Raw genomic sequence first — 24,585 nt, 5'->3', positions numbered from 1 at the left:
ACCGGGTGCCCATGTCGTTCCTCGTGCCGTCCACCCTGCTCTGCTTCGGGCTGCTGCTCGGACCGTCGCTGCTCGGCGCGGGCTACGCGTTCACGGACTGGGACGGCCTGACGTCACCCGGCTGGATCGGGCTCGGGAACTTCCGCGAGTTCCTGACCGAGCCGGAGGGCCGGGGCGTCCTGCTCCACACCATGGTGCTGACCGTCCTCTACGTGGTCGGGGTGAACGCCGTCGGGCTGGGCCTGGCGCTCGGGCTTGCCCGCTCGCTTAAGACGCGCAACGTGCTGCGGACCGTGTTCTTCCTTCCGGCGGTCGTGAGCCCGCTCGTGGTCGCCTACGTGTGGAAGTACATCCTGGACGCCGGCGGCCCGCTCAACGAGGCGCTCCGGGCCGGCGGCCTGGGCGCCGCCGCGCACCCGTGGCTGGGCAGCCCGGCGACCGCTCTGCTGATGGTCGTCGTGGTGATGGTGTGGCAGTTCTCCGGCCTGCACATGCTGATCTACATGGCCGGCCTCCAGGGTGTCCAGACCGAGGTGCTGGAGGCGGCGGCGGTGGACGGCGCCGGGGCCTGGCGGTCCTTCCGCCATGTCACGCTGCCGCTGCTGCTCCCCTCGGTGATGGTGGGCACGGTCCTGTCGACGATCCTCGCGTTCATGGCGTTCGACCAGGTGATGGCGCTCACCGGTGGCGGGCCGTCCGGAGCCAGCGAGACGCTCGGAACCTACGTCTACAAGCAGGCGTTCGTCACCGGCCGGTACGGCTACAGCGCGGCGGTCGCCCTGCTGCTGGTCGTCCTGGTGTTCGCCGTCTGCTTCGTGCAGGTGCGCCTGCTGCGCTCAAGGAGCCGGTAATGCACGGGTATTCGCGCTGGACGGCGTTCCGGGAGGCCGGCCTGTGGGTCGCGGCGATCCCGGTGCTGATGCCGATCTACTTCGTCGTGACGACGGCGTTCAAGGCGCCGGGCGAGGCGGCGGGCTCTTCGTTCGCGCCGCCGTCGAGCCCGACGACCGCGAACGTGGCCCAGGCCTGGGAGCAGGCGGGCGGAGGCACGGTCTCGTTCGGCCAGGCCCTGTTCAACAGCGTCCTGACGACGGCGGCGGTGGTACTGCTACTCGTGCTCACCGCCGCCCCCGCCGGCTACGTGCTGGCCCGCCGGACGTCCCGGCTGTCGGGGCTGCTGTCCGGCCTGTTCATGCTCGCGATGATCATGCCGATCCAGCTCGGCGTCATCCCGCTGTACGTGTTCCTCGTGGACATGGGGCTGGCCGGGACGCGCGCCGGGCTGATCCTGGTCTACCTGGGGCTGCAGACACCGCTGGCCGTCTTCCTGTACGCGGGGTTCATCCGGGGGCTGCCGACGGCCTACGAGGAGGCCGCCCGGGTGGACGGTGCCTCGTCCCTGACGATCCTGGCGCGGATCGTCTTCCCCCTGGTCCGTCCGGCCACCGGGGTGGTGGCGGCGCTGACCGGCCTCTTCGTCTGGAACGACTTCTTCGTCGCGCTGGTGGTCGTGGGCGGTACCGACCGGGTGACCCTGCCCGTGGCCGTCTACTCACTGGTCGGCAGGTTCTCCGCCGACTGGCCGCTGATCTTCGCCAGCACGCTGATCGCACTCGCCCCGGTGCTGGCCGGCTACGCGTTCATGCAGCGCACGGCCATGAAGGGCTACGTCAGCACCCTGCGCGGGTGAGGAGGGATACGGACATGTCCGAAGAGGTGCGGGACCGCATCACCTTCGACGGTGAACTGCGCGCCACCGAGATCGTCGGCTACAGCGACCCGATGACGGCCGCCCCGGGCGAGACCGTCGAGTTCAAGGTCAGTTGCACTGCCCCCCGGTTCCGTTTCGACCTGGTCCGGCTGCTGCACGGCGACGAGAACCCCGCCGGCCCCGGTTTCCTGGAGACTGAACTGGAGTGCCCGGCCGCCGGCGAGTACCCCGGCCGGGAACAGCCGCTGAACTTCGGGTCCTGCGTCGAGGTCGCCGACGATCCGCTGCTGCGGCTGGTCGGCGCGATCACCCTCCATGCCTGGGTGCTGCCGACGCAACCCGCCAAGGGCGTCCAGGGCCTCCTGACCAAATGGGACGGGGCCCGAGGGTACGGGCTGTTCATCGGCGCGGACGGCGATGCGCAGTTCTGGGCCGGTGACGGTGAGACGGTCGAGCGGGTCGGCACCGGGCGTCCGCTCCGCGCCGGCCAGTGGTACCTGGTCTCGGCGTCCTACGACTCTGGGACCGGAAGGGTCCGGGTGAGCCAGAGCGCGCTGGTGCCGTGGCCGGGCGACGGTTCGACGGCCGCGGTCGAGGCTCCGATCGCCGGGCCGGCGCCGAACGAGGCGCGCCTGATCATCGCGGGCCACGATGCCGGGCACCGGGTCGCGGCGGCCTTCAACGGCAAGATCGACGCACCTCGCCTCTACGGCGTCCCACTCGGCGCCGAGGCGATCGAGGCGTCCGCTCGCGCCGGCGCCGCCGGAGCACGTGCGGACGGCCTGGTCGCGGCATGGGACTTCTCGCTGCGGCCCGGCACGCGGGACGTGATCGACCTGTCCCCGAACCAGTTCCACGGCCGGACGGTGAACACGCCCGCCCGGGCGATGACCGGATGGAACTGGACGGGCAGGGAGACGGTCTTCCACAGCGCCCCCGGGGAGTACGGCGCGATCCACTTCCACGACGACGACCTCACCGACGCGGAGTGGGAGACCGATGTCGAACTCGTGCTGCCGCCGGACCTGCCGAGCGGCATCTACGCGGCGCGGCTGCGGACGTCCACCGCCGAGGATCACGTTCCGTTCTTCGTCCGCCCGAGGCCGGGCACGGCGGGTTCCGATATCGCCTACCTCGTCCCCACCACGACCTATCTCGCCTACGCCAACCTCGCGGCCACTCAGTTCTGGGAGCACCAGGGTGAGCCGCTGCGGCCCGGCGAACTGGAGATGAGGCTGCTCAGCCTGTACGACGTCCACGACGACGGCAGCGGGACGTGCTATTCGTCGCGGCTGCGGCCGAACCTGACGATGCGGCCGAAGGTGCGGCTCAAGTTCCCCGACGTCCCGGGGAGGTGGGAGGACGTTCCCAGCTATCCGCACCTGCTCCCGGCCGACCTGCACCTGACGCACTGGCTCGGCCACAAGGGGCACGAGGCCGACGTCCTCACCGACGAGATCCTTCACCGCGAGGGTGCGAAACTCCTGTCGCCCTACAAGGTCGTCATCATCGGCACGCATGCCGAGTACTGGTCGGAACGGATGCTCGACGCCGTGCAGGCGTATCTGCGCGCCGGCGGGCGGGTGATGTACCTCGGTGGCAACGGGTTCTACTGGGTGACGTCGTACTCGCCTGAAGAGCCCCACGTCATCGAGGTCCGCCGCACCGCGGGAGCCCGTGCGTGGGCGGCCGGCCCCGGCGAGGGACACCACAGTACGACAGGTGAGCCGGGCGGGATCTGGCGGCACCGCGGGCGACCGCCGCAGGGACTCGTGGGAGTGGGGTTCACAGCAGCCGGCTACGACCGCGCGGCGCCCTACCGGCGGAACGCCCGCAGCCGCGAACCCGATGTGGCGTTCGTCTTCGAGGGGATCGCGGACGATTCCGATCTCCTGGGGGACCATCCCTCCCTGGTCCAGCAGCACGGTGCCGCCGGATACGAGGTCGACCGGGCCGACACCGCACTGGGCACTCCCGAAGGTGCGGTCGTGCTGGCCTCGTCGTCGCCCTCGGACCACTCCTCGTCCTATGAGCCGGATCCCGCCGACATTCCGATCGGGGCCGCGGACTGGCCGGTCAAGGCGGATCTGGTGCTGGTGCCCTATCCGAACGGAGGCGCCGTCTTCTCGACCGGCTCCATCGCATGGTGCGGCGCGCTCGCCCACAACGGCTACGACAACGACATCTCCCGTATCACCGACAACGTTCTCAGGGCCTTCGTTTCCGGCGAGCCGCTGCGCGGGCCCGATCACAACACCATCCACGGAGGTGGACGACCTGAGTAGGGACGAGACGGCCGACGTGGCCGTGGTCGGGGCGGGCCTGGCCGGGCTGGTGGCGGCCCGCGACCTGCGACGCGCGGGACTGCGCCCCCTGGTGATCGAGGCGCGCGACCGGGTCGGCGGCCGGACCTGGACCCGTCCCGCCCCGGGCGGCGCCGTGGAAGCGGGCGGGCAGTTCATCGGGCCGACGCAGGACCGCCTGGCCGCCCTGGCCGGAGACCTCGGCGTCGCCACGTTCGCCACCTACCACGCGGGCAGGACGCGGATCGACCTGGCGGGAGGGCGACTGGCATACAAGCGCGCCAAGCGGCTTCTCACCGACCTGGAGCGCATGGCGTTGGAGTTGCCGCCGGAGGCGCCCTGGGCGGCGGCGCATGCCGTCGAATGGGACGCGCGGCCCTTCGACGACTGGCTCCGCAGCAGCGGAGAACCGGACACGTTCGGCGTCATGCGCATGGTGACCGCGGCGGTCTTCGCCGCCGAGCCGGCGGAACTGTCACTGCTGCACGTGCTGGCCTACATCCGGTCGGCCGGTTCGGTGGACCTGCTGACGGAGGTGGCCGGCGGCGCGCAGGAACGCAGGTTCGTGGGCGGCGCTCAAGAACTCTCGGTACGGCTGGCCGCGGCACTCGGCCCCGGCGATCTGCGCCTGGGCGCTCCCGTCCGCGGTGTCCGGCAGACGCCGGACGGCGTGGAGGTGTCCGCCGAGGACCTCACGGTGCGCGCCCGGCGCGCGATCGTGGCCGTCCCGCCCGTGCTCGGCGGCCGGATCGAGTACGACCCGCCGCCGCCGGCCGGGCGCGCCGACCTCCACCGGCGGATGACGCCGGGATCGACCATCAAGATCAACTGTCTCTATGGCGCCCCGTTCTGGCGCGACGAGGGACTGAGTGGCGGCCTGATGCGCGACCGCGGCCCCGTCACGGTCACTTTCGACAACTCGCCGCCCGACGATGCCCACGGCGTGCTCGTGGCCTTCTCGCAGGGCGATGACGCGAGGGCGCTGGCCCGGCTGCCCGCCGGGGCGCGCCGCGCGGCCGTGCTGGAGGTGCTCGGCCGGTACTTCGGGGAACGCGCGGCGCGGCCGTCGGGGTACCTGGAGACCGACTGGACGGGCGAACCATGGACGCGGGGCTGCTTCGGCGGCAACTTCGGGCCGAGCGGGTGGACGCGCTACGGCCCGCTCCTGCGCGAGCCGTTCGACCGCGTCCACTGGGCGGGGGCCGAGACGTCCGCGGTGTGGATGAACTACATGGAGGGCGCGGTGCGGTCCGGGGAGCGGGCCGCAGCCGAGGTCATCGCCGCCCTCGGTACCCCTTGACAGCCGGGGGGCGGCACCCGATGCTGAATTTGTACAGATGACCAGGTCACTTGAACATCCTTCGGAACATTCAGATCGGTCACGGGAGGGCCCCATGCCTGACGCATTCATCGACGCAACCGGCCAAGCGGAACTCGTTCGCCGGAACGAGATCACCCCGGGTGAACTGGTCGAGGAGACCCTCGCTCGCATCGGCAAGATCGATCCGCAGCTCAACTCGGTCGTCGTCACGCTCGCCGACAAGGCGCGCGCGGAGGCCGAAGACGCCCCCGACGGACCCTTCCGCGGCGTCCCGTACCTCCTCAAGGAGGTCATGCCGTCCAAGGGCGACATCTACGCCGCCGGCATCAAGGGCGTCATCGCGGCGGGACTGCGCGCCGACCACGACACCTACTTCGTCGAGGCGATGCGCGCGGCCGGGTTCGTCCTGGCCGGGCGCTCCAACACCTCCGAGATGGCCCTGGTCGCCACGACCGAGTCCGCCGGCTGGGGCGTCTGCCGCAACCCCTGGGACACCTCCCGCTCCACCGGCGGATCCAGCGGCGGCGCCGCGGCGGCGGTCGCGGCGGGCCTGGTCCCGGTCGCCCACGGCAGCGACGGCGGCGGGTCCGTCCGTGAACCGGCGGCCAAGTGCGGCGTCGTCGGGCTCAAGCCCACTCGGGGCCGGGTCTCGCAGGGCCCCCAGGTGATCGACTCCGACAACGTGTCCGGCATGGCGCACGAGGGCTGGATGACCCGCAGCGTCCGGGACTGCGCCGCGCTGCTGGACGTCACCGGCGGCCACCGACCGGGCGACGCCTTCGGCGCGTGGTCACCGCCCGGCCCGTTCGCCGCGGAGGTCGGTGCCGACCCCGGGCGGCTCCGCATCGGCGTGCTCACCGAGGACCCGACCGGGCAGACCGCGGTCGATCCCGAATGCGCGGCCGCGGCCCGCGCCGTCGCCGACGTCCTCGCCGGTCTCGGCCACGATGTGCGGGACGGGTTCCCCGAGGTGCTCCGCCAGGGCAGCTGGCCGATGGAGTTCATGCCCTGCGTCGGCGTGGTGGTGCTGCGCGAGATCGAGCGCTTCGGCCGCCTGATCGGCCGCCCGCTCACCGAGGACGACATGGAACCGCAGACCTGGGCCTACACCGAGGTCGGCCGCACCGTCACCGGCGTCCAGTACGCCGCCGGAGTCGACGCGCTCCGCGAACGGGGCCGCGAGATCGAGCGGTGGTGGGCCGACGACGGCTGGGACCTGCTGCTCACCCCGACGCTCACCGGCCGGACCCCGCCGCTCGGCCTGTTCAAGCCCACGAAGGAGGACCCGTTCTCCAGCCTCGGCATGGAGGCGAGCGCCTTCACCGTCCCGTTCAACGTCACGGGGCAGCCCGCGATCTCGCTGCCGCTGCACTGGGCCGCCGACGGGATGCCCATCGGCGTGCAGCTCGGCGCCGCGCACGGCCGCGAGGACGTGCTGATCCGCGTCGCGTCCCAGCTGGAGGCCGCGATGCCGTGGACCGGCCGCATCCCGCCCGTGCACGCCTGACCCTCCCAAGCGAAAGGACCGGACCATGGGACGACTCGACGACAAGGCGCTGCTGGTGATCGGCGGCGGCTCGGACGGGCCGCCGCGCGACGGCGAGCCGCTGCCGATCGGCAACGGCCGGGCCGCCGCGCTGGCCTGCGCAGGGGACGGCGCCGCCGTCATGGTCGCCGACCTGCGCGCCGAGGCCGCCGAGGCGACGGCCGAGGAGATCCGCAGCGCCGGCGGCAGAGCCGAGGCCGTCGCCTGCGACGTGGCCGACCCGGACCAGTGCGCGGCGGCGGTCGCGGCGGCGGTCAAGGCGTTCGGCGGCCTGAACCTGCTGGTCAACAACGTGGGCATCGCCGACGCGGGCAGCGTCGCCGACACCGCCGCGGACACCTTCGACCAGATCATGCGGGTCAACGTGCGCGGCCACCTGCTCACCATCCAGCACGCACTGCCCGTGATGGCCGGGGCGGGCGGCGGCGCCGTGGTGAACATGTCGTCGCTGAACGCCTACCGCACCGGCGGCGCCGGGATCTCCTACGACACCAGCAAGGCGGCGCTGCTCGGCCTGTCCCGGCACGCCGCCGCCACCGCGGCGCCGATGAACGTCCGGGTCAACACCGTCCTCCCGGGCGTCATCGACTCGACGATGCTGCGCAAGGCACTGTCGGGAATCCCCGCCGAGCATGTTCCCGACCTCGCCGGCCGGATCCCGCTGGGCAGGGTCGGCAGCCCATGGGAGGTGGCCCGCTGCGTGGCCTTCCTCCTCTCCGACGAGGCGTCCTACGTGACCGGTGCCGAACTGGTCGTCGACGGCGGCCTCAACATTCCCATGCTCTGAACGGAGTCACGCACGTGCACATCGTCGAGCTGATCGACACCTACCTCGCCGGGCACGGCGACCGGGTCCGGGCGACCGACCACACCGGGAGCTGGACCGGCCACCGGCTCGGTGAGCGGGCCCGCCGGCTCGCCGGCGGCCTCCAGGCGCGGGGCGTGCGGCGAGGCGACCGTGTCGGGGTCATGATGGCCAACGGCGTCGACATCCTCGTGGCCTACGAGGCGATCTGGCGGGCCGGTGCCGCGATCACTCCGCTGATGCCGGCCCTGGTACCGGACGAGGTCGCGCACATCCTGGGCAGCGCCGAACCCGCCGCCGTCCTGGTCTCCGCGGACACCGCGGAGACCGTGCGGGCGGCCCGCAGCACCGCGGGCGGGACCTTCCTGCTGGTCGGCGACGGCGGCGACATCGCGTGGAAGGAGGTGGAAGCGGAGCCCGTACCGGTCGGACACGGCGAAGAGGATCTGGCGGCGGTGCTGTTCACGGGCGGCACCACCGGCCGGTCCAAGGGCGTCATGCTCACCCATCGCAACCTGACCGCCGCCGCGGCGATGGCCGCCACCGCCGACGACGCCCGCCCCGAGGACGTCAGCCTGGTCACCCTTCCCCTGTCGCACGGGTTCGGCCTGATCGCCTTCCTGGTCACCTACCTGCGTCCGCTGCGCCTGCTGGTCCGGCGGCGCTTCGCGCCGGACGACTTCGCCGCCACCGTGCAGGCGGAGGAGGTGACGGCCGCCGACGTCGTCCCGGCCATGCTCCAGGGTCTGCTCGACCGGGGGCACGTCCATTCGGGCGCACTGCGTTCGCTGCGCACCCTCTACGTCGGCGGTGCGCCCTGCCCGCCCGATCTCATCGAGACCGTCGAGGACGCACTGCCGGTCCGCGTGATCGAGGGGTACGGGCTGACCGAGTCGGGCACGCTGATCGCGGGCGACTCGCCGTCCCGCCCGCACCGCCGGGGCAGCGTCGGCATTCCCTTCGAGGGAGTCGAGGTCCGCATCGTCGAACCGGACGGACGAGACGCGCCGCCCGGCCGGATCGGAGAGATCATCGTGCGCGGCCCCGCCGTGATGGCGGGCTACTGGAGGGACGAGGCCGCCACCGCCGAGGCGATCCGCGGCGGCTGGCTGCACACCGGTGACCTGGGCAGCCTCGACGACGACGGCCACCTGCGCATCGCCGGGCGCCGCAAGGAGCTGATCATCCGGGGCGGCTTCAACATTCATCCCGCCGACCTCGAGAACGCCATCCGGACCTGTCCGGGGGTCACCGACGTCGGCGTCGCCGGCCTGCCCGACCGGACCCGCGGCGAGCGGGTCGTGGCGGCTGTGGTCGGCACCTGCACGGCCGAGGACGTCCACCGTCACTGCCGGGACAGGGTGGCCGGCCCGAAGCGCCCCGACGAAGTCGTGATCACGGAGCGGCTCCCGCTCACGCCCGTCGGCAAGCTGGACCGCAACGCGCTGGTCGCCGCGCTCACGGCCCGGAGCGCCGCATCATGAGGCTGTCTCCGCGGGCCGCCCGAGCCGTCGATCCGCGCGATGCGGAGAACCTGCGCCGGGAGGTGCGGGCCTTCATGGCGAGTGCGGAGTTCACCCCGCGCTGCGATAGCTGGCTCACCGGCTTCGACCCCGCCTTCAGCCGGAGTCTCGGCGGGCGAGGCTGGCTCGGCATGACCGTGCCCCGTCGGTTCGGCGGGCATGGCCGCGGCCAGCTGGAGCGTTTCGCGGTGATCGAGGAACTGCTGGCGGCGGGCGCCCCGGTCGCCGCCCACTGGGTCGCCGACCGGCAGATGGCGCCGGCGCTCGTCGCGCACGGCTCGGCCGAGCAGCGGCGGCGGTTCCTGCCCGCGATCATCCGCGGCGAGTGCTTCTTCGCCATCGGGATGAGCGAGCCCGACAGCGGCTCCGACCTGGCATCGGTGCGCACCCGGGCCCGCCGCGTCCGCGATGGATGGTCGCTGACCGGCACCAAGGTGTGGAGCAGCGGAGCCCATCGCGCCCACGTCGTCCTCGTCCTCGCCCGCACCGCGCCCCCGGGTCCCGACCGCCGCGCGGGACTGAGCCAGTTCCTGGTGACGCTGCCCGACACGGCGGTGACGGTCCGGCCGATCCCCGGGCTCGCGGGGGAGCACCACTTCAACGAGGTGACCTTCGACGAGGCGTTCGTGCCCGACGGCATGCTCCTCGGCGAACCCGGCGCGGGCTGGCGGCAGGTCACCGCGGAACTGGCGCACGAGCGCGGCGGCCCGGAGCGGATGCTCAGCACGTTCCCGCTGATCCGGGCGGCGGCCGCGTCCACCGGCGATGAGGCCGCGCGCCGCGCCCTGGGCGGGCTGCTCGCCCGGCTGTGGACGCTGCGGCGGGCATCCATGGCGGTCGCCGCCGCGCTCGAACGCGGCGACGCCGGCGCGCAGGCCGCGCTGCTCAAGGATCTCGGCACTCGCTTCGAACGAGAGGTTATCGACGTCGTGCGCGCCCACTTCCCGGTCGAGCCCGACCCGGACTCGTCCGTCCCGCTGGCGCGCGCCCTTGCCGAGGCCGTCGTGCAGGCCCCCGGCTTCACCCTCCGCGGCGGCACCACGGAGATCTTGCGCGGCATCGTCGCCCGCGAGCTGGGGGTCCGCTGATGACGCTGCTCGACGACACCGTGAACCAGATCCTCCTCGAGCGGGCCGGCGACGCCTGGCCCGCTCTGCACGAGGCCGGCCTCACGGCACTCGGCATATCCGAGCGCTTCGGCGGCACCGGCGGAGGCCTCGCCGACGCGGCCGTCGTCCTCCGTGCGGTCGGGCATCACGCGGCGGCCGTTCCGCTGGCCGAGACCTGGCTGGCCGGACGCCTGCTCAGCGCTGCCGGGCTGCCCGTCCCGCCGGGCCCGCTCACCGCCGCCGGGGCGGTATGCGGCGGGCCGCACCCGGGCGAGGTCCGGGCCGAAAGGGACGGCGCCGGCTGGAGCCTGAGCGGCCGGCTGCGCCGCGTCCCCTGGGCCGCGCACGCCGACCGCATCGCGCTGGCGGTCCAGAGCCCGGAGGGACCCTTGGCCGCGCTGGTCGAGCGCTCCGCACTGTCCGTCGAACCGGGCCGCAACCTCGCGGGAGAGCCGCGTGACGACATCACGCTGGACGGAGTCGCCGTCGACGCCGTCCCGTCCGCGTTCACTCCGTCCGGCCTGATGCTGCACGGTGCTCTGGTGAGGACCATCACCATGGCCGGGGCGGCGCGGCGGGTCCTGGACCTCTCCCTGCGCCACGCCGCCGACCGTGAGCAGTTCGGCCGGCCCATCGCGCGGTTCCAGGCCGTTCAGCAGCTCCTGGCCGAGCTCGCCGGCGAGGTGATGCTGCTGGAGACCGCCTCCGAGTCGGCCACGGCGGCGTTCAGCACCGGCGGTCCGGCGGCCGAGACGGCCGTGGCCTGCGCCAAGGCCGACGCGGGCCGCGCGGCGGGCGCGGTGGCGGCGGCGGCCCACCAGATTCACGGCGCCATCGGGGTGACCCACGAGCACGTCCTGCAGCGCCTCACCCTGCGGTTGTGGTCGTGGCGCGACGAGTACGGCTCGGAGGCCCACTGGCAGGACCGCGTCGCCGCCGCGGCGGGCGGCGGCGGCCCCTGGCCCGTGGTCTGCGGGGAGGCATGACCATGACCGGAGCTCTCAACGGACTGCGGGTGATCGACCTGTCCCGGGTCGTCGCCGGACCGCTGTGCACCCGGATGCTCGCCGACCATGGCGCCACCGTCATCAAGGTGGAACCGCCGGCGGGCGACGAGCTTCGCACCTACGGGCCGCCCTTCGGCGAGGACACCAGCGGCTACTTCGACGGCATCAACCGCGGCAAGCGCCACATCTGCCTGGACCTGTCCCGCTCGGCGGGGCGTGCAGTGCTGCGGCGGCTGCTCGCCGACGCGGACGTGGTGGTGGAGAACTTCAAGGCCGGGACGATGGACCGCTGGGGGCTCGGCTACGAGCGGTCACTCGTCCATGATCACCCCGGCCTGGTCTACTGCCGGATCACCGGATTCGGAACCGACGGGCCCCTCGGCGGAGCGCCCGGCTACGACGCGCTCCTCCAGGCGTTCTCGGGACTGATGACGCTGTCGGGAGGCCCGGACGAACCGCCCGTCCGGATCGGTGTGCCCGTCGTGGACCTCACCGCCGGGATGCTGGCCTTCTCCGGCATCCTGCTGGCCCTCCACGAACGCACGCTCTCCGGACGCGGGCAGATGGTGGACATGACCCTGCTCGACGCGGCCCTCAGCCTCCTGCACCCGCACGCGCAGAACTGGCTGGCCCACGGGACCGCGCCGAAACGGCTCGGCGACGCGCACGCCCAGGCGGCGCCGTACCAGACGTTCCAGACCAGAACCGGGCCCGTGCTTCTGGCGGCCAACAACAATCGCCAGTTCGCCGCGCTCGTGTCCCGTCTCGGCCGTCCCGACCTGGCCGAGGACCCGCGCTTCGCGTCCAACGGCGAACGGGTCGCCCACCGGACCCAACTGGCCGAGATCCTCGCCGGGCTGGTCGCGGACGCCGACCGCGCGAGCCTGGCGGACGACCTGATCCGGGCGGGCGTGCCGGCCGCTCCCGTCAACACCCTCCCCGAGGCCCTGGCCGAAGCCCAGGTACACCACCGCGGCCTCGTCATCGGCACCGGCCGCCGCCGGGAACTCGGCGTCCCCATCGCGCTGTCGCGCACACCGGGCCGGGCGCACACCCCTCCCGGACTCAGGGGAGCCGACACCGCGGACGTGCTCGCCGACCTGGGCTACAGCGCCGCGCAGACCGCCGAGCTGCTGCGCGACGGGGCGGCTTACCAGCGAACAGACCCGCAGGAAGGAACAACATCGTCATGACCGACCTTTGCCAGGGGCGCGTGGCCATCGTCACCGGCGCCGGCCGGGGGATCGGCCGCGAGTACGCCCTTGAGCTGGCACGCCAGGGAGCGGCCGTCGTCGTCAACGATCTCGGAGGCGCCCGGGACGGTTCCGGCGCCGACCCCGGCCCCGCCGCCCTCGTCGCCGAGGAGATCCGGGCCACCGGGGGGCGCGCGGTCGCGAACACCGACGACATCGCCGACCACGAGGCGGCCGGACGCCTGGTGGGGACCGCTGTGCGCGAGTTCGGCCGCCTCGATGTCGTCGTCAACAACGCCGGCATCCTCCGCGACCGGATGCTGGTGAACATGACGGAAGCCGACTGGGACGACGTCATCCGCGTGCACCTGCGCGGCACCTTCGCCGTCTCACAGCACGCCGCGGCCCACTGGCGGTCCCGTGCCAAGGCGGACGGACCGGTGGACGCGCGGCTCATCAACACCAGTTCGTCCAGTGGCCTGTTCGGCAACCCCGGCCAGTGCAACTACGCCGCCGCGAAGGCGGGGATCGCCGGGTTCACCGTCACCGCCGCGCTCGAACTGGAACGCTACGGCGTCACCGTCAACTGCGTGTACCCGGCCGCGGCGTCCCGCCTGACCGCCGGTCTCACCACCTACGCGGGCCGGGAAGCCGACCCGCTGCGGGACCCGGCCCTGATCGCCCCCCTGGTGGTGTGGCTGGCGAGCCCGCAATCCCGAGGTGTCACGGGCCGCATGTTCGGCGTCCGAGGCAACGCCATCACCGTCGCCGAGGGCTGGCGGCCGGGCCCGTCGATCGACCGCCCTGAACGCTGGGACCCGAGCGAACTCGGCGATGTGCTCCCGGCACTGCTCGAACAGGCCAGGCCGAACGCTGCGCCCGCCCTCGACTCGGTCCCGGCGGGCTGACCGATGGCCGCCGACACCCGTCCGGTGCCCGTCCCCACCCCGGTCACGCAGCCTTTCTGGGACGGCACCAAAGCCGGTGAGCTGCGCCTCCAGCACTGCGAGGACTGTGCCGAGCACGTGTTCTACCCGCGCATCGGCTGCCCCTTCTGCGGCTCGCCGCGTCTGGAATGGACCACCGTGAGCGGACACGCCCGGCTCAGCTCGTACGTCATCAACCACGTCCCCGTCCCCGGATTCGCGGACGACGTTCCCTACGTCATCGCGATCGTGGAACTGGACGAGGGCCCGCGCATGATCACCAACCTCGTCAACGTGCCACCCGATCCGCGGGCCCTTCCTCTGGACATGCCGCTGGAGATCGTCTTCGAGCCGCGCGGTGACCAGGCGCTGCCCTTGTTCCAGCCGGTGCCGGAGGAACGCCGATGAGGCGGCGAGGGGTCGCGATCGTCGGCGCCGCGGAGACCGACATCGGCGTCCTGCCCGATCTGTCCGAGCCGGATCTGCATGCCCGCGCGGCCGCCCTGGCGTTGGCCGACGCCGGCTTGACCGTGGCCGATGTGGACGGCATCGCCACCGCCTGGCATTCGCCGATCGACATCGCGCACCACATCGGCGTCAAAGCGTCCTGGCATGACGGCACCAGTGTGGGCGGCTGCTCATTCCTCGTGCACGTTGCCCACGCGGTGGCCGCCATCGACGCGGGGCTGTGCTCCACCGTGCTGGTGCTGCACGGCGAATCCGGGCGGTCGCGAATCGGGCGGCCGTCCCGCCGCACACCGCCCGAATCCATGCCGCGCCAGTTCGAGGCACCGTACGGGGTGCGCGGCGCGGTCACCGCGTTCACCCTGCCCGCCCTGCGCTTCCTGCACGAGACCGGAACCACGCGCGAGCAGATGGCCGCTGTACCCGCCGTGCAGAGCCGCTGGGCGGACGGCAATCCGAGGGCGTGGCGGGCCAAGGAGGTCACCGTCGAGGATGTACTGGCCTCCAGGGTCGTCGCCTGGCCGTTCCACAAGCTGGAATGCTGCCCCGTGACCGACGGCGGGGCAGCCCTGGTGGTGACCTCCGCGGAACGCGCCGCCGACCTGCCGCGCCCGCCCGTCCACCTGCTGGGTGCGGGCGAGGCGGGAGAGAGCCCGCTGGTCGCCCACATGGAGGACCTCACCTCCTCCAGAGCCTTCCGCGAGTCGAGCCGCCGGGCCTTCGTCCAGGCCGGCATCACCGTCGCCGACGTCGACCATCTGATGATCTACGACCCGTTCGCGCACGTGCCGCTGTTCGGGCTGGAGGACCTCGGATTCGTCGGCCGCGGCGAGGCCGGTGCCTTCGTAGCGGACGGCAACACGGCCCCCGGCGGTCCCCTGCCGATGAACACCAACGGGGGCGGCCTCTGCTACACGCACACCGGCATGTACGGCATGTTCGCGATCCAGGAGTCCGTCCGGCAACTGCGCGGAGAGGCGTACCGGCAGGTGGACGGCGTAGAACTCAGCGTCGTGCAAGGAGTGGGCGGCATCTTCACCTCCGCCGCGACGCTCGTCCTGGCCAACCACTCCAAGGAGGACGCATGACCGAAGGCTTCTCCGCTCGGGCCGGCACCTGGCTGGCCGAGCACGCCCCCCGTCAGCCCATCACCGATGTGGCGGAGGCGCGGCTCTTCCAGGGGAAACTGCACGACGCCGGATTCGCCGGCATCACCTGGCCCGCCGACTACGGCGGTCAGGGCCTCACCCGAGTCGAACAACGCGCGTTCGACGAGCTCGCCCAGGACTACCCGCTGCCCACCAGACCCTTCCTCATCGGACTCGGCATGGTCGGCCCCACACTGCTGGACCTCGGCACCTCCGAGCAGAAGCGGCGCTTCCTGCGACCGATGATGCGCGGCGAGGAGATCTGGTGCCAGCTCTTCTCCGAACCCGGCGCGGGCTCGGACGTCGCCGGGCTGACCACGCGGGCGCGCCGTGACGGCGACGGCTGGATCCTGGACGGTCAGAAGGTGTGGACGTCCCGGGCCGAGTACGCCGAGTGGGGCGCGCTGCTGGCTCGTACCGACCCCGACGTGCCCAAGCACCGCGGGATCACCATGTTCGTCGTGGACATGGCCTCCCCTGGCGTGCAGGTCAGGCCACTGCGCGACATGACCGGCGCCGTCCGATTCAACGAGGTGTTCTTCGACGGCGTCCGGCTGCCAGCCGGCGCCGTGGTCGGTGCGGTCGGCGAAGGCTGGGACGCGGCGGTGCGGATGCTCGGCCATGAGCGGATCACCATCTCCGATCTGCGGGTACCCCGCGGCCATCCGGCCTCCCACGCCGCGCTCGCCGCACTGGCCCGTGCCCGCGGCGTCGCCGGTGACGGGCACGTCCGCCGCCGCCTGGCCGAGGTCTACCAGGCGGAGCGGCTCGCGGAACTGCTGGCCGCCAGGCACTCGGCGGAAGCACGGGCGGGCCGCCCGATCGGCCCGCGCGGCTCGGCCGGCAAACTGGCCGCCGGACGGCTCGCCCGGCTTTCCGCCGACGCCATCGCCGACATCGCCGGCCACACCGCGCTGGCGTGGGAGCCGGGCGACGACTCGGCTGCCCGCCTGGCCGCCGCTCTCCTCGACGCCCCGTCCACCCGCATCGCGGGAGGCACCGACGAGATCCAACGGCAGATCATCGGCGATCGGGTGCTCGGTCTGCCCCGCGAGCCCGCCGCCGACCGTGACATCCCCTTCTCTGACCTGCGTGCGAAAGGATCCGCATGAACCTGGTGCCGACCGAAGAGCAGGAGCATCTCCGCGATGCCGTGCGCCGGTTCCTGGCCGCGGCCCCGCCACCCGCCGACGGTCCCGATCGGGAGACATGGCGCCGTCTGGCCACAGAACTGGGCGTGACCGGCCTCATCGTGCCGGAACGGCACGGTGGGGCAGGGGCGGGAGCCGCCGAACTGGCAGTCGTCCTGGAGGAGATGGGAGCCGCGCTGCTCCCCGCCCCGTTCCTGTCCTCCTCGGTGCTCGCCGCCACACTCCTTCTCCAATTGGACGGAACCGCCGACCTGCTGACCGGCATCGCCTCCGGGGACACGATCGTCGCCGCAGCCCCATGGTGGGGCTCCGCGGCGGGACCCATCACCGCCGATGCGGGCAACCGCTTGCAAGGGTGCTTCCCGTGCGTGGTCGATGGACATCTGGCCGACGTCCTCCTGGTCGTCACCGACCACCACGAAATCTTCGCGGTGGACGTCGCCGACCTGGTCCGGCGACCTCTGACCACTCTCGATCTCACTCGAGGCGCCGCCCGAATCGAGCTAGCCGGTGCCGTCGGCCGCCCGCTGTCCTGCGCCGCCCCGGTACGGGCGCTCGAGACCGCCTGGAATCTGACGGCCGTCGGACTCGCCGCCGAACAACTCGGGGTGGCCCGCAGGTGCCTGGAGATGACCGTGCAGTACGCGCGGACCCGCGTGCAGTTCGGCCGGCCCATCGGCTCGTTCCAGGCGGTCAAGCACGCGCTGGCCGACCTCTACGTCGACTGCGAACTGGCCGAGTCCGCGGTCCGTCACGCGGCCTGGGCGGCCGACGTCGAGCCCGCCGAACTGGCCGACGCCGCAGCCCTGGCCCTGGCCTCGATGACCGCTTTCCACGCCGCCGACCAAGCCATACATTTTCATGGCGGCATGGGATTCACCTGGGAACACGAGCTTCATCTCTACTACCGGCGCGCCAAGGCGGCCCAGTACCTACTGGGCGACCCCGCCACCCATCTCGACAGGTTGTTTCAGCTCTGATTTCCAGGAGAAATGATGACCGAAGATGTCCGCGTCGACATGGCCGGCCACATCGCCGTGGTCGAATTCCGGCGCCCGCCGGAGAACTTCTTCGACACGGATCTGATCACCGACCTTGCCGACACCTACGAAGCCCTGGATCAGGATTCCTCCTGCCGCGCGATCGTCCTCTGCTCAGAGGGAAAGCACTTCTGTGCCGGTGCCGACTTCCGCCGGCCGAACCACCGCAAGACCCTCTTGGACGACTCATCCGAACTCTACTCCCAGGCCCTCCGCCTGTTTCGCTGCCAGACCCCGGTCGTGGCCGCGGTGCAGGGTGCGGCGATCGGCGGGGGGCTCGGTCTGGCCCTGTCCGCCGATTTCCGAGTCGGCGCCATGGGCTCACGATTCGCCGCCAACTTCAGCCGCCTGGGCTTCCATCCGGGGTTCGGCATCTCAGTGACCCTCCCGGCCGTCGTCGGACAGCAAAAAGCGCTCGACTACCTCCTGACCGGACGTCGGTTCAAAGGCGAGGAAGCTCACCACACCGGGCTTCTTGACGAACTGGCCGACGAAGATGAGGTGCGCGCAACGGCGATTCGCCTGGCCGAACGGATAGCGTCTGCTGCCCCCCTCGCGGTGGTAAGCATCAAACGATCCATGCGAAAGGAGTTGATCGATCGAATCGCCGTCGGCATGGACCGTGAGTACCGCGAACAGGCCCGCCTGCGAGCGACCGGCGACTTCGCCGAAGGAGTCGCCGCCTCATTCCAACGCCGCCCACCGAACTTCACCGGCACCATCCCCGAATAGGCAGGCCTCATGAGGGGATCGGTGTTTTCGGACATCCTCAAGATAGGTCTCATATACAGCCTAGTGTCGTGTGAATGAGGTTCTTGGACGGTGTTGGTGGGGTGCGGTTGAACGGCCTATGCCTGTTGCTGCGCCGCTTGCCGTGCCGGACGCCGACCGTGAGGTTCTGCGGTCCTGGGTGCGTTCGCCGTCGATGCCGTCGGGTCTGGTGAGGCGGGCCCGGATCGTGCTGCTGGCGGCCGAGGGAGAACCCAACGCCGAGATCGCGCGGCGCCTGGAGGTGTCCCGGCAGACTGTGGTGACCTGGCGGGGCCGGTATCGCAGCGGCGGCCTGGGCGGGTTGGAGGACCAGCGGCGTTCGGGCCGGCCGCCGATGGTGGACGAGGCGCAGGTGGTGGTCCGCACGCTTCAGGGCCCGCCCGAGACGCTGGGCGTGACGCACTGGTCGTCGCGGCTGCTGGCCGGTGAACTGGGCATCTCCAACGGCGCGGTGGCCAAGGTGTGGCGCAAGTGGAAGATCCGGCCGTGGCGGGCCGAGACGTTCAAGTTCTCCACCGATCCGGAACTGGAGGCCAAGGTCCGGGACGTGGTCGGGCCGTATCTGGCGCCGCCGAACAAGGCGGTGGTGGTCTGCGTGGACGAGAAGTCGCAGATCCAGGCGCTGGACCGGACCGCGCCGATGCTGCCGGTACGGCCGGGCCTGGCCGAGCGCCGCACCCACGACTACGTCCGCCACGGCACCACCACGCTGTTCTCCGCGCTGGAGGTCGCCACCGGACGCATCACCGCCGACGCCTGCTACGACCGGCACCGCAGCGATGAGTTCCTGCGCTTCCTCAAGACCGTCGCCAAAGCCCACCCCCGGGTGAAGTTGCACGTGGTGGTCGACAACTACGCCACCCACAAGCACCCGCGGGTAAAGGCGTGGCTGGCCCGCAACCCGCGGATCACCCTGCATTTCACCCCGACCGGCTGCTCCTGGCTGAACCTGGTCGAGATCTTCTTCGGCATCATCACTCGCCAGGCCATCCGCCGCGGCACCTTCACCTCGGTACCCGACCTGATCGACGCCATCAGCCACTACATCGACGCCTACAACCAGCGCTGCCGGCCCTTCAGCTGGACAAAGACCGCCGACGAAATCCTCGAACACGCCACCCAGCACCGTCCAAAGACTTCATTCACGCGACACTAGTGTCGACTTTAGAGGGGGGCAGGGCGACGAAGGATCACCCCGCACCGGCCGGCTACTGCTGAGGCGGCGGGTCGCCCTTGCCGCCGGCCCGGCGCCGCCAGGATTGACGTTGCCCGGCCTGGCGGCGGGCGAGGCGCTGCTCCCAGTTCTTGGGCTGGACGGCGTTGAGCGCTCGACCATCTGGTGCTAGCGCAACTTGCCTTCCAGCGGCGTCGGCTCGCTCCAGAGCGCGTACAAGACGCCATCGGCGGTGCGGACGGTGATCCGCTGTTGCCGGACGGTCGCACGAGCGATCTGGACCGCTTGCTGCAGCACGGCGCGTTCCTCGTCGCTCTCCTAGCGGGACCGAGCCGCGCCCCCAGACCAGAAGGCCGGTGCGAGTGAACGCCGTCGGCACCGTTCGACCGTGCCGCTGTCGGTGAACTCGGAGGCCCGCGCCGAACGCAGGGTGTCCTCGGCGCGTTCGCCTGGGGCCCGACGATCGGCCCTCGCGGAAGTCGCTACTTACCGTCCCGATTCTCCTTCGACCCGGTCCACGCAACTCGTCACACTCGCGCCCTCCACGGCGTCGAGCACATCGCCCGGTAGTCGGCGTGTCCGGATGTTGGCGGTTATGGGTGCCCGGTGGAGAGTCGTTTGATCGCTTCCTGTGGTGACGGCAGGAGGAGCGGGCTGTTGGGCAGGGGGCGGGGGCCGGTTTCCTCGATCAGGTGGGTTGGGCCATAGGGCCACGGGCCGGACAGGAGCGCCAGGAGGTTCTCGTCGGGCCGGTGGCGGAGGGTTTCGTGGACGACGTCGGCGTCCGGACCTGGGGTCGCGAGCCAGACGATCGCGGGGGCGTCCATGGGCGAGGCGCTGGTCGTGCTGATCATTTTGGTCATCTCGGTTTGAAGTTCGAGGTGCTCGATGGCGTCCTCCAGGCTCTCCACGATGCTCAGGCGAGGGGCATGGGCACTGGCCAAGCCCTCGTCGAAGGCGTCTCCGAAGAGGCGGTTGAGGTCGGTGCGCGTCGTGATGATCTGCTCGACGTCGGCCTTGCTGGCGAGCGCATCGGTGAAGATGCCGCGCAGGAGAGCGTCGGCGCCTGGGCCGATGAGGCCGACTCCGTCGGGATGCCCGAAGGTTCGGGCCAGAAGGCCCGTCTCGTCGCTGGTGTTGTCCTGAGGGAACGCCTGTCGGCTGGGCTGGGTGTTCTTGGTGCGGGTACCGAAGATGGCGCGGAGTTTGGCCGCGATCGTCCGTAGTGCGGGCCGGATGGTGTGGTGGCCGTTGTTGCTCGCCGCGGTGAAGATTCGCGGGCGGCGGGGCTGCGGGGTGTTGCGGGTGGTCAGCCGGGCGCAGCCCTTGCAGGTTGGGACGGAGATGCTCGTCATCGTGGCTCCTGTGTCGGTTCGGTTCGTGCTGGTGAGGTCGATGGAACCGGGTGGTAGCGCACGGTGAGGGTGAATGAAACCCGCGCTGGGCAGAAGTGATCAACGCTGGGAAGTGGCTGGTGGGGCGTCTTGGCGGATGTTGGTTCGGTGGCGTAGCGGGTTTCGGAGCGGGCCGCAGGGTGGTGATCACATCTGCTCATTGACGCGAAACACTCACCGGCCGGTCATGTAACTCTGCTGCCTCTCGTCGCTACTCTCTGTGTCCGGAGGTGGTGGGATGGTCGTTGAGGCCAAGGAGGTGGCCGTACGGCTGCTGAAGGACCTCGTTCCGGACGAGCTGCTCGTGGCGTACACCCGGCTGCTGGCCCAGGGTGGTTGCTCGGAGGGCGATGGGCCGCATCTGCTGGGTGGTGCCGAGCAGGTTGAGGCCTTGATCGGTGCGGGGATGGCGCACGTCCAGTCGTCGGGGCCGGCGTTGCCGCCGCGCCTGGCGCCCGTCCCGCCGGACTTGGCCTTGCAGGGCACCCTCGCCGATCTGACGCGCAGGTTGGTGGCGGATCAGGAACGTCTTCTGGCGGGGCAGCGGCGGATGGCGGAGACGCATCCGTGGGCGAGCTCGATGGTGGACGAGTCGAATGACCGCCTGGTGCGGATCATCACCGATCGCGAGGAGATCGGGAGTGTGTCGCGTTCGTTGATCACGGCCGCGCGGCACGACTGGATGACGATGGACAACCAGTCCGTCGAGCGGCCGATGGACGAGTTGACTGCCGTTCCGCCTCCACGGTCCTTCGAAGGGCACGTCCGGTGCCGGGCCTTGTACGAGACGAGTTGTGCCGAGCATCCCGTCGGCGTCCGGACGATCGAGATCGCCGTTGAGGCCGGTGAAGAGGCCCGGTTGCTGCCGAGGATCGGCATGAAGATGAAGCTGGCGGACGAGGCGATCGCCATGCTTCCGCTGACGCCGACCGGGATGTCGGGCGCGTTGTTGATCCGCTCGTCGGTCATCGTCGCGGCGCTGCGTGAGTATTTCGAGCTGCTGTGGGAGCGTGCGACTCCCTTCGGCGCCGCCAGCCCCGAGAGCCCGCTGAAGCCGCGGGAGCAACAGATCTTGGGCATGCTCGCAGAAGGGCTCACTGAGGCGAGCATCGCCAAGCGAGCCGGCGTGAGCGTCTCCACGGTGCGTCGGGACGCGGCCACCATCCGGGAGAAGCTCGGCTTCGATCATCAGCACTTCGCTGCCGGAGCCGCTGCCGTGCGGCGCGGCTGGATCCCCTGACCATCCCCTCGACCTCATCAGAGAGGCGATGCATGCCTGACTACCGAGACTTTGTTCCCCGGCAAGGTTTCCAGCCCACCCTCGCCCTGTCCCCGGACGCCGGCACGGTGGCGTTTTCCAGCAATGCCGGCGGGCGGTTCGACCTGTGGATCACCTCCGTGGCGGGCGGTGATCCTCGCCGGGTCACCGATCTCGCTGATCAGGCCGTCCGGCAGATCGCGTGGGCGCCGGACGGCAAGAGCCTGGTGTTCACCGCCGACCGCGAAGGCGACGAGCAGTACCGGCTGTACCGGATCGGGCTGGAGGACGATAACCCCACCGAGATCAGCTCTGGACCCGACTGCCAGCGGATATTGGCGACCTCGCCCTTCGATGCCGATGGACGGTACCTGGCCTACGCCGCCAACGACCGAGACGCGACCGTTCAGGACGTTCTCGTCCGCAACCTGGCCGACGACTCCGAACGGCGGATCAAACCACCTCCCGGCGTGGTGTTCGAACCGACGGGCATTTCCCCGGACGGACACTGGCTGCTGACCGCTGGATTCCAGTCCAACATCCAGGTCGCCGCCTACCTGATCGATCTACGGGACGTCGATGCCGAGCCGATGTGCGTCACCGCAGCGCATGGTGACGGCCTTTTTGAGCCCGGCCCGTGGATGGCCGATTCCTCCGGGTTCTACCTGCGCACCAACCTCTGGGGCGAGTACATCGCCGCCGCCCGCTACCGCTTGGACGACGGAAGCCTCGAACCGATCTCGCATGATGAGTGGGATGTCGAGGGCATCGAGGCCGCGGGTGACACGCTGCTGTGGTCGGTCAATGTGGACGGGCGCTCTACCCTCCATGCCGTCCAGGATGGTGTCAGCCGAGCCCTTCCGGATATTCCCACCGGTGTGGTCAACGCGCTCGACCTTGCGCCCGGCGCCGATCCGGTAGTCCTGCTGCTGGACACCGCCACTCGTCCCAGTGAGATCGCCGTCTTGGACGAGGCGGACGGGTTCCGCTACCTCACCGACGCTCGCCCGCCCGCATTGCGCGTGATCGAGCCGGTCGAGCCCGAATCGGTCATCTATCCGGCCTCGGGCGGACGCGGCATCCACGCCCTGCTCTACCGGCCGCACACGCCGGGCCCACACCCGGTGCTGCTGTCGATCCACGGCGGTCCCGAGGCCCAGGAGCGCCCCGCCTACCTGCGCTCCGGCCTCTACCAGCACCTGCTCGACCAGGGCATCGCGGTCTTCGCCCCCAACATCGCCGGCTCCACCGGCTACGGCGCCACCCACCAGAAGCTCATCTACCGCAACTGGGGCGGATGCGACCTGGACGACCTCGACCACGCCGCCCGCTACCTGTGCTCTGCGCCCGGTATCGATGGCGACCGCATTGCCGTCATGGGCGGCTCCTACGGCGGCTTCGCCGCACTGTCCTGTCTGGCGCGCCTGCCGTACCGCTGGGCTGCCGGTGTCTCCCTATGCGGCCCCACGAACCTGGTCACACTGGCGCGCGCGTGCCCGCCGACCTGGAAACACTTCGTCTCAGCCGTCCTCGGCGACCCCGACACCGATGCCGACTACCTCACCCAACGCTCCCCGATCACTTACGCCGACGCCATCACAGCCCCGCTGTTCGTCCTGCAAGGTGCCCGTGACCCGCGTGTACCCCGCGCGGAGTCCGACCAGCTCGTCGCCCGTCTACGCGACCGAGGCGTGGACGTCCGCTACGAGGTCTTCCCCGACGAAGGCCACGGCTTCACCAGCCGCAAGAACGAGCTCCGCGCTTACGAAGAGATCGCTCAATTCTTGCGCGGACACCTGCTCGCCCAGAGGCATGCAAGGTAAGAGCATCACCCGATCCTCGGCAAGGAAAGAGAAAGGCGCGCAACTCTCAGCGCATCGGACTCTAGGGTGCGACGGTGCTTAGAACCCTTTCGCCCCTGAGCCTCTTCAAGAACCGCGAAGCCGCGCCGTTGTTCATTGCGCGGTTGGTCTCCAGTGCGGGTGCCGGGTTCGGGCAGCTCGCTTTGGCCTGGGGTGTCATGGATCTCGGATACGGGCCGGGCGGACTGTCGATCGTACTTGCCTGTAACTCGGTCCCCGCCCTGCTTATCGTCCTGTGCGGTGTGGCCGGGGACCGCTTCCGACGCCATCATGTGCTGATAGCGGCCGAGATCATCACCAGTGCCGCCTGGTTGGCATTCGCCGTGTGTTTCTGGACGAAGCGGGCCCCGTTTCCGCTACTCTGCGCTCTCGCAACCCTGTCAGGGATCGCCACCGCGATGTTCTTGCCGACGATCCGCGGCATCATCGCAGACCTCCTCTCGGGAAAAGGTCGGCTCGCAGGCAACGCCCTCGTCAAACAAACCGATTCGGTCGGTCTGCTGATCGGCTTGTCGGCATCAGGAATGGTCGTCAGCACGGTCGGCCCCGGCTGGGCCGCCTCCATCCGCGGCGTCCTGTGCGCAGTCGGCGCGCTCGTCCTGTGCCGCCTGCGGACTCCCAGCTGGCGTGCCGACAACCCCAGTTTCATGCGCGAGCTTCGCGCAGGCTGGCGCGAGTTCGCGTCGATCCGCTGGGTCTGGATCATGACGCTGCAGTACACCGCCGTGATCGTCGCCATGGTCTGCTACACCTGTCAACGACGGCCGAATTCTGACCCCCTGGCGACGTCTGAAAGTTGACCCCCTTGATGTTGTCGGTCGTTACTGCTCGTCGTTGGTGGTGTTGGCCGCGGGGACGCGGCCCAGGTCGCGGTTCTT

22 protein-coding genes are annotated in these 24,585 nt (G+C 70.9%); 20 read left to right on the top strand and 2 right to left on the bottom strand.

The window, feature by feature from the left end; genetic code table 11:
* Positions 1-11 precede the first annotated feature (11 nt).
* The 17 genes from ABFX46_RS40365 (at position 12) to ABFX46_RS40285 (ending at position 19,175) form a co-directional block, all read left to right on the top strand.
* Positions 12-851: a carbohydrate ABC transporter permease gene (locus ABFX46_RS40365; protein ID WP_346049415.1), complete on the top strand. Its 840-nt coding sequence runs from the start codon at positions 12-14 to the stop codon at positions 849-851.
* Positions 851-1,690 carry a carbohydrate ABC transporter permease gene (locus ABFX46_RS40360; RefSeq protein ID WP_346049413.1) on the top strand — a complete coding sequence of 280 codons (840 nt, stop codon included), beginning with the start codon at positions 851-853 and terminating at the stop codon, positions 1,688-1,690. The genes ABFX46_RS40365 and ABFX46_RS40360 overlap by 1 nt, the downstream gene beginning before the upstream one ends.
* A 14-nt stretch (positions 1,691-1,704) precedes the next feature.
* A complete protein-coding gene (locus ABFX46_RS40355; RefSeq protein ID WP_346049411.1) occupies positions 1,705-3,996 on the top strand; it encodes a N,N-dimethylformamidase beta subunit family domain-containing protein in 2,292 nt (763 codons plus the stop codon).
* Complete coding sequence (locus ABFX46_RS40350; protein WP_346049409.1) at positions 3,980-5,314, top strand: flavin monoamine oxidase family protein; 1,335 nt, start codon at positions 3,980-3,982, stop codon at positions 5,312-5,314. Before ABFX46_RS40355 ends, ABFX46_RS40350 begins: the two co-directional genes overlap by 17 nt.
* Positions 5,315-5,408: 94 nt before the next feature.
* Positions 5,409-6,842, top strand: a complete 1,434-nt coding sequence (locus tag ABFX46_RS40345) for an amidase (RefSeq protein ID WP_346049407.1) — start codon at positions 5,409-5,411, stop codon at positions 6,840-6,842.
* A 25-nt stretch (positions 6,843-6,867) separates the two neighbouring features.
* The gene (locus ABFX46_RS40340) at positions 6,868-7,668 is read left to right on the top strand and encodes an SDR family NAD(P)-dependent oxidoreductase (protein ID WP_346049405.1); all 801 of its coding nucleotides are present in this window, start codon (positions 6,868-6,870) and stop codon (positions 7,666-7,668) included.
* 14 nt (positions 7,669-7,682) lie between these two features.
* Positions 7,683-9,170 carry a class I adenylate-forming enzyme family protein gene (locus tag ABFX46_RS40335; protein WP_346049403.1) on the top strand — a complete coding sequence of 496 codons (1,488 nt, stop codon included), beginning with the start codon at positions 7,683-7,685 and terminating at the stop codon, positions 9,168-9,170.
* Positions 9,167-10,297 carry an acyl-CoA dehydrogenase family protein gene (locus ABFX46_RS40330; protein WP_346049401.1) on the top strand — a complete coding sequence of 377 codons (1,131 nt, stop codon included), beginning with the start codon at positions 9,167-9,169 and terminating at the stop codon, positions 10,295-10,297. Before ABFX46_RS40335 ends, ABFX46_RS40330 begins: the two co-directional genes overlap by 4 nt.
* The gene (locus ABFX46_RS40325) at positions 10,297-11,304 is read left to right on the top strand and encodes an acyl-CoA dehydrogenase family protein (protein ID WP_346049399.1); all 1,008 of its coding nucleotides are present in this window, start codon (positions 10,297-10,299) and stop codon (positions 11,302-11,304) included. The genes ABFX46_RS40330 and ABFX46_RS40325 overlap by 1 nt, the downstream gene beginning before the upstream one ends.
* A gap of 2 nt (positions 11,305-11,306) precedes the next feature.
* Positions 11,307-12,518: a CaiB/BaiF CoA transferase family protein gene (locus ABFX46_RS40320; protein ID WP_346049397.1), complete on the top strand. Its 1,212-nt coding sequence runs from the start codon at positions 11,307-11,309 to the stop codon at positions 12,516-12,518.
* Positions 12,515-13,426, top strand: a complete 912-nt coding sequence (locus ABFX46_RS40315) for an SDR family oxidoreductase (protein ID WP_346049395.1) — start codon at positions 12,515-12,517, stop codon at positions 13,424-13,426. The genes ABFX46_RS40320 and ABFX46_RS40315 overlap by 4 nt, the downstream gene beginning before the upstream one ends.
* 3 nt (positions 13,427-13,429) lie before the next feature.
* Positions 13,430-13,852, top strand: coding sequence for a Zn-ribbon domain-containing OB-fold protein (locus tag ABFX46_RS40310; RefSeq protein ID WP_346049393.1), 423 nt, complete (start codon positions 13,430-13,432; stop codon positions 13,850-13,852).
* Positions 13,849-14,997 carry a thiolase C-terminal domain-containing protein gene (locus ABFX46_RS40305; RefSeq protein WP_346049391.1) on the top strand — a complete coding sequence of 383 codons (1,149 nt, stop codon included), beginning with the start codon at positions 13,849-13,851 and terminating at the stop codon, positions 14,995-14,997. Before ABFX46_RS40310 ends, ABFX46_RS40305 begins: the two co-directional genes overlap by 4 nt.
* Positions 14,994-16,169, top strand: a complete 1,176-nt coding sequence (locus ABFX46_RS40300) for an acyl-CoA dehydrogenase family protein (RefSeq protein WP_346049389.1) — start codon at positions 14,994-14,996, stop codon at positions 16,167-16,169. The genes ABFX46_RS40305 and ABFX46_RS40300 overlap by 4 nt, the downstream gene beginning before the upstream one ends.
* Positions 16,166-17,188: an acyl-CoA dehydrogenase family protein gene (locus ABFX46_RS40295; RefSeq protein ID WP_346049387.1), complete on the top strand. Its 1,023-nt coding sequence runs from the start codon at positions 16,166-16,168 to the stop codon at positions 17,186-17,188. Before ABFX46_RS40300 ends, ABFX46_RS40295 begins: the two co-directional genes overlap by 4 nt.
* Positions 17,189-17,200: 12 nt before the next feature.
* Entirely contained in the window at positions 17,201-17,980 is a 780-nt protein-coding gene (locus tag ABFX46_RS40290; protein ID WP_346049385.1) for an enoyl-CoA hydratase/isomerase family protein, read from the top strand.
* Between the two features lie 118 nt (positions 17,981-18,098).
* Positions 18,099-19,175 (top strand): IS630 family transposase, encoded by a 1,077-nt coding sequence (locus tag ABFX46_RS40285; protein WP_346049383.1) that lies wholly within the window; start codon positions 18,099-18,101, stop codon positions 19,173-19,175.
* Positions 19,176-19,361: 186 nt separating this feature from the next.
* On the opposite strand, the gene ABFX46_RS40280 is transcribed toward ABFX46_RS40285, so the two are convergent.
* Both ABFX46_RS40280 and ABFX46_RS40275 read right to left on the bottom strand, forming a co-directional pair.
* On the bottom strand, positions 19,362-19,490 hold the full coding sequence (locus tag ABFX46_RS40280) for a hypothetical protein (protein ID WP_346049381.1): 129 nt from the start codon (positions 19,488-19,490) through the stop codon (positions 19,362-19,364).
* A 296-nt stretch (positions 19,491-19,786) separates the two neighbouring features.
* Complete coding sequence (locus ABFX46_RS40275; RefSeq protein WP_346049379.1) at positions 19,787-20,548, bottom strand: hypothetical protein; 762 nt, start codon at positions 20,546-20,548, stop codon at positions 19,787-19,789.
* A gap of 277 nt (positions 20,549-20,825) precedes the next feature.
* On the opposite strand from ABFX46_RS40275, the gene ABFX46_RS40270 reads away from it, so the two are divergent.
* From ABFX46_RS40270 to ABFX46_RS40260, 3 genes are all read left to right on the top strand, one after another.
* Positions 20,826-21,827, top strand: coding sequence for a helix-turn-helix transcriptional regulator (locus ABFX46_RS40270; protein WP_346049377.1), 1,002 nt, complete (start codon positions 20,826-20,828; stop codon positions 21,825-21,827).
* 32 nt (positions 21,828-21,859) lie between these two features.
* Positions 21,860-23,668 (top strand): prolyl oligopeptidase family serine peptidase, encoded by a 1,809-nt coding sequence (locus ABFX46_RS40265; RefSeq protein WP_346049375.1) that lies wholly within the window; start codon positions 21,860-21,862, stop codon positions 23,666-23,668.
* 74 nt (positions 23,669-23,742) lie between these two features.
* Positions 23,743-24,507, top strand: a complete 765-nt coding sequence (locus ABFX46_RS40260) for an MFS transporter (protein ID WP_346049373.1) — start codon at positions 23,743-23,745, stop codon at positions 24,505-24,507.
* Positions 24,508-24,585 lie beyond the last annotated feature (78 nt).

This window comes from Actinomadura chokoriensis (assembly GCF_039529475.1).
Lineage (GTDB): Bacteria > Actinomycetota > Actinomycetes > Streptosporangiales > Streptosporangiaceae > Spirillospora > Spirillospora bangladeshensis.
Note: the sequence above shows the minus strand (reverse complement) of the source record. Positions and strands in the feature narration are given on the sequence as shown.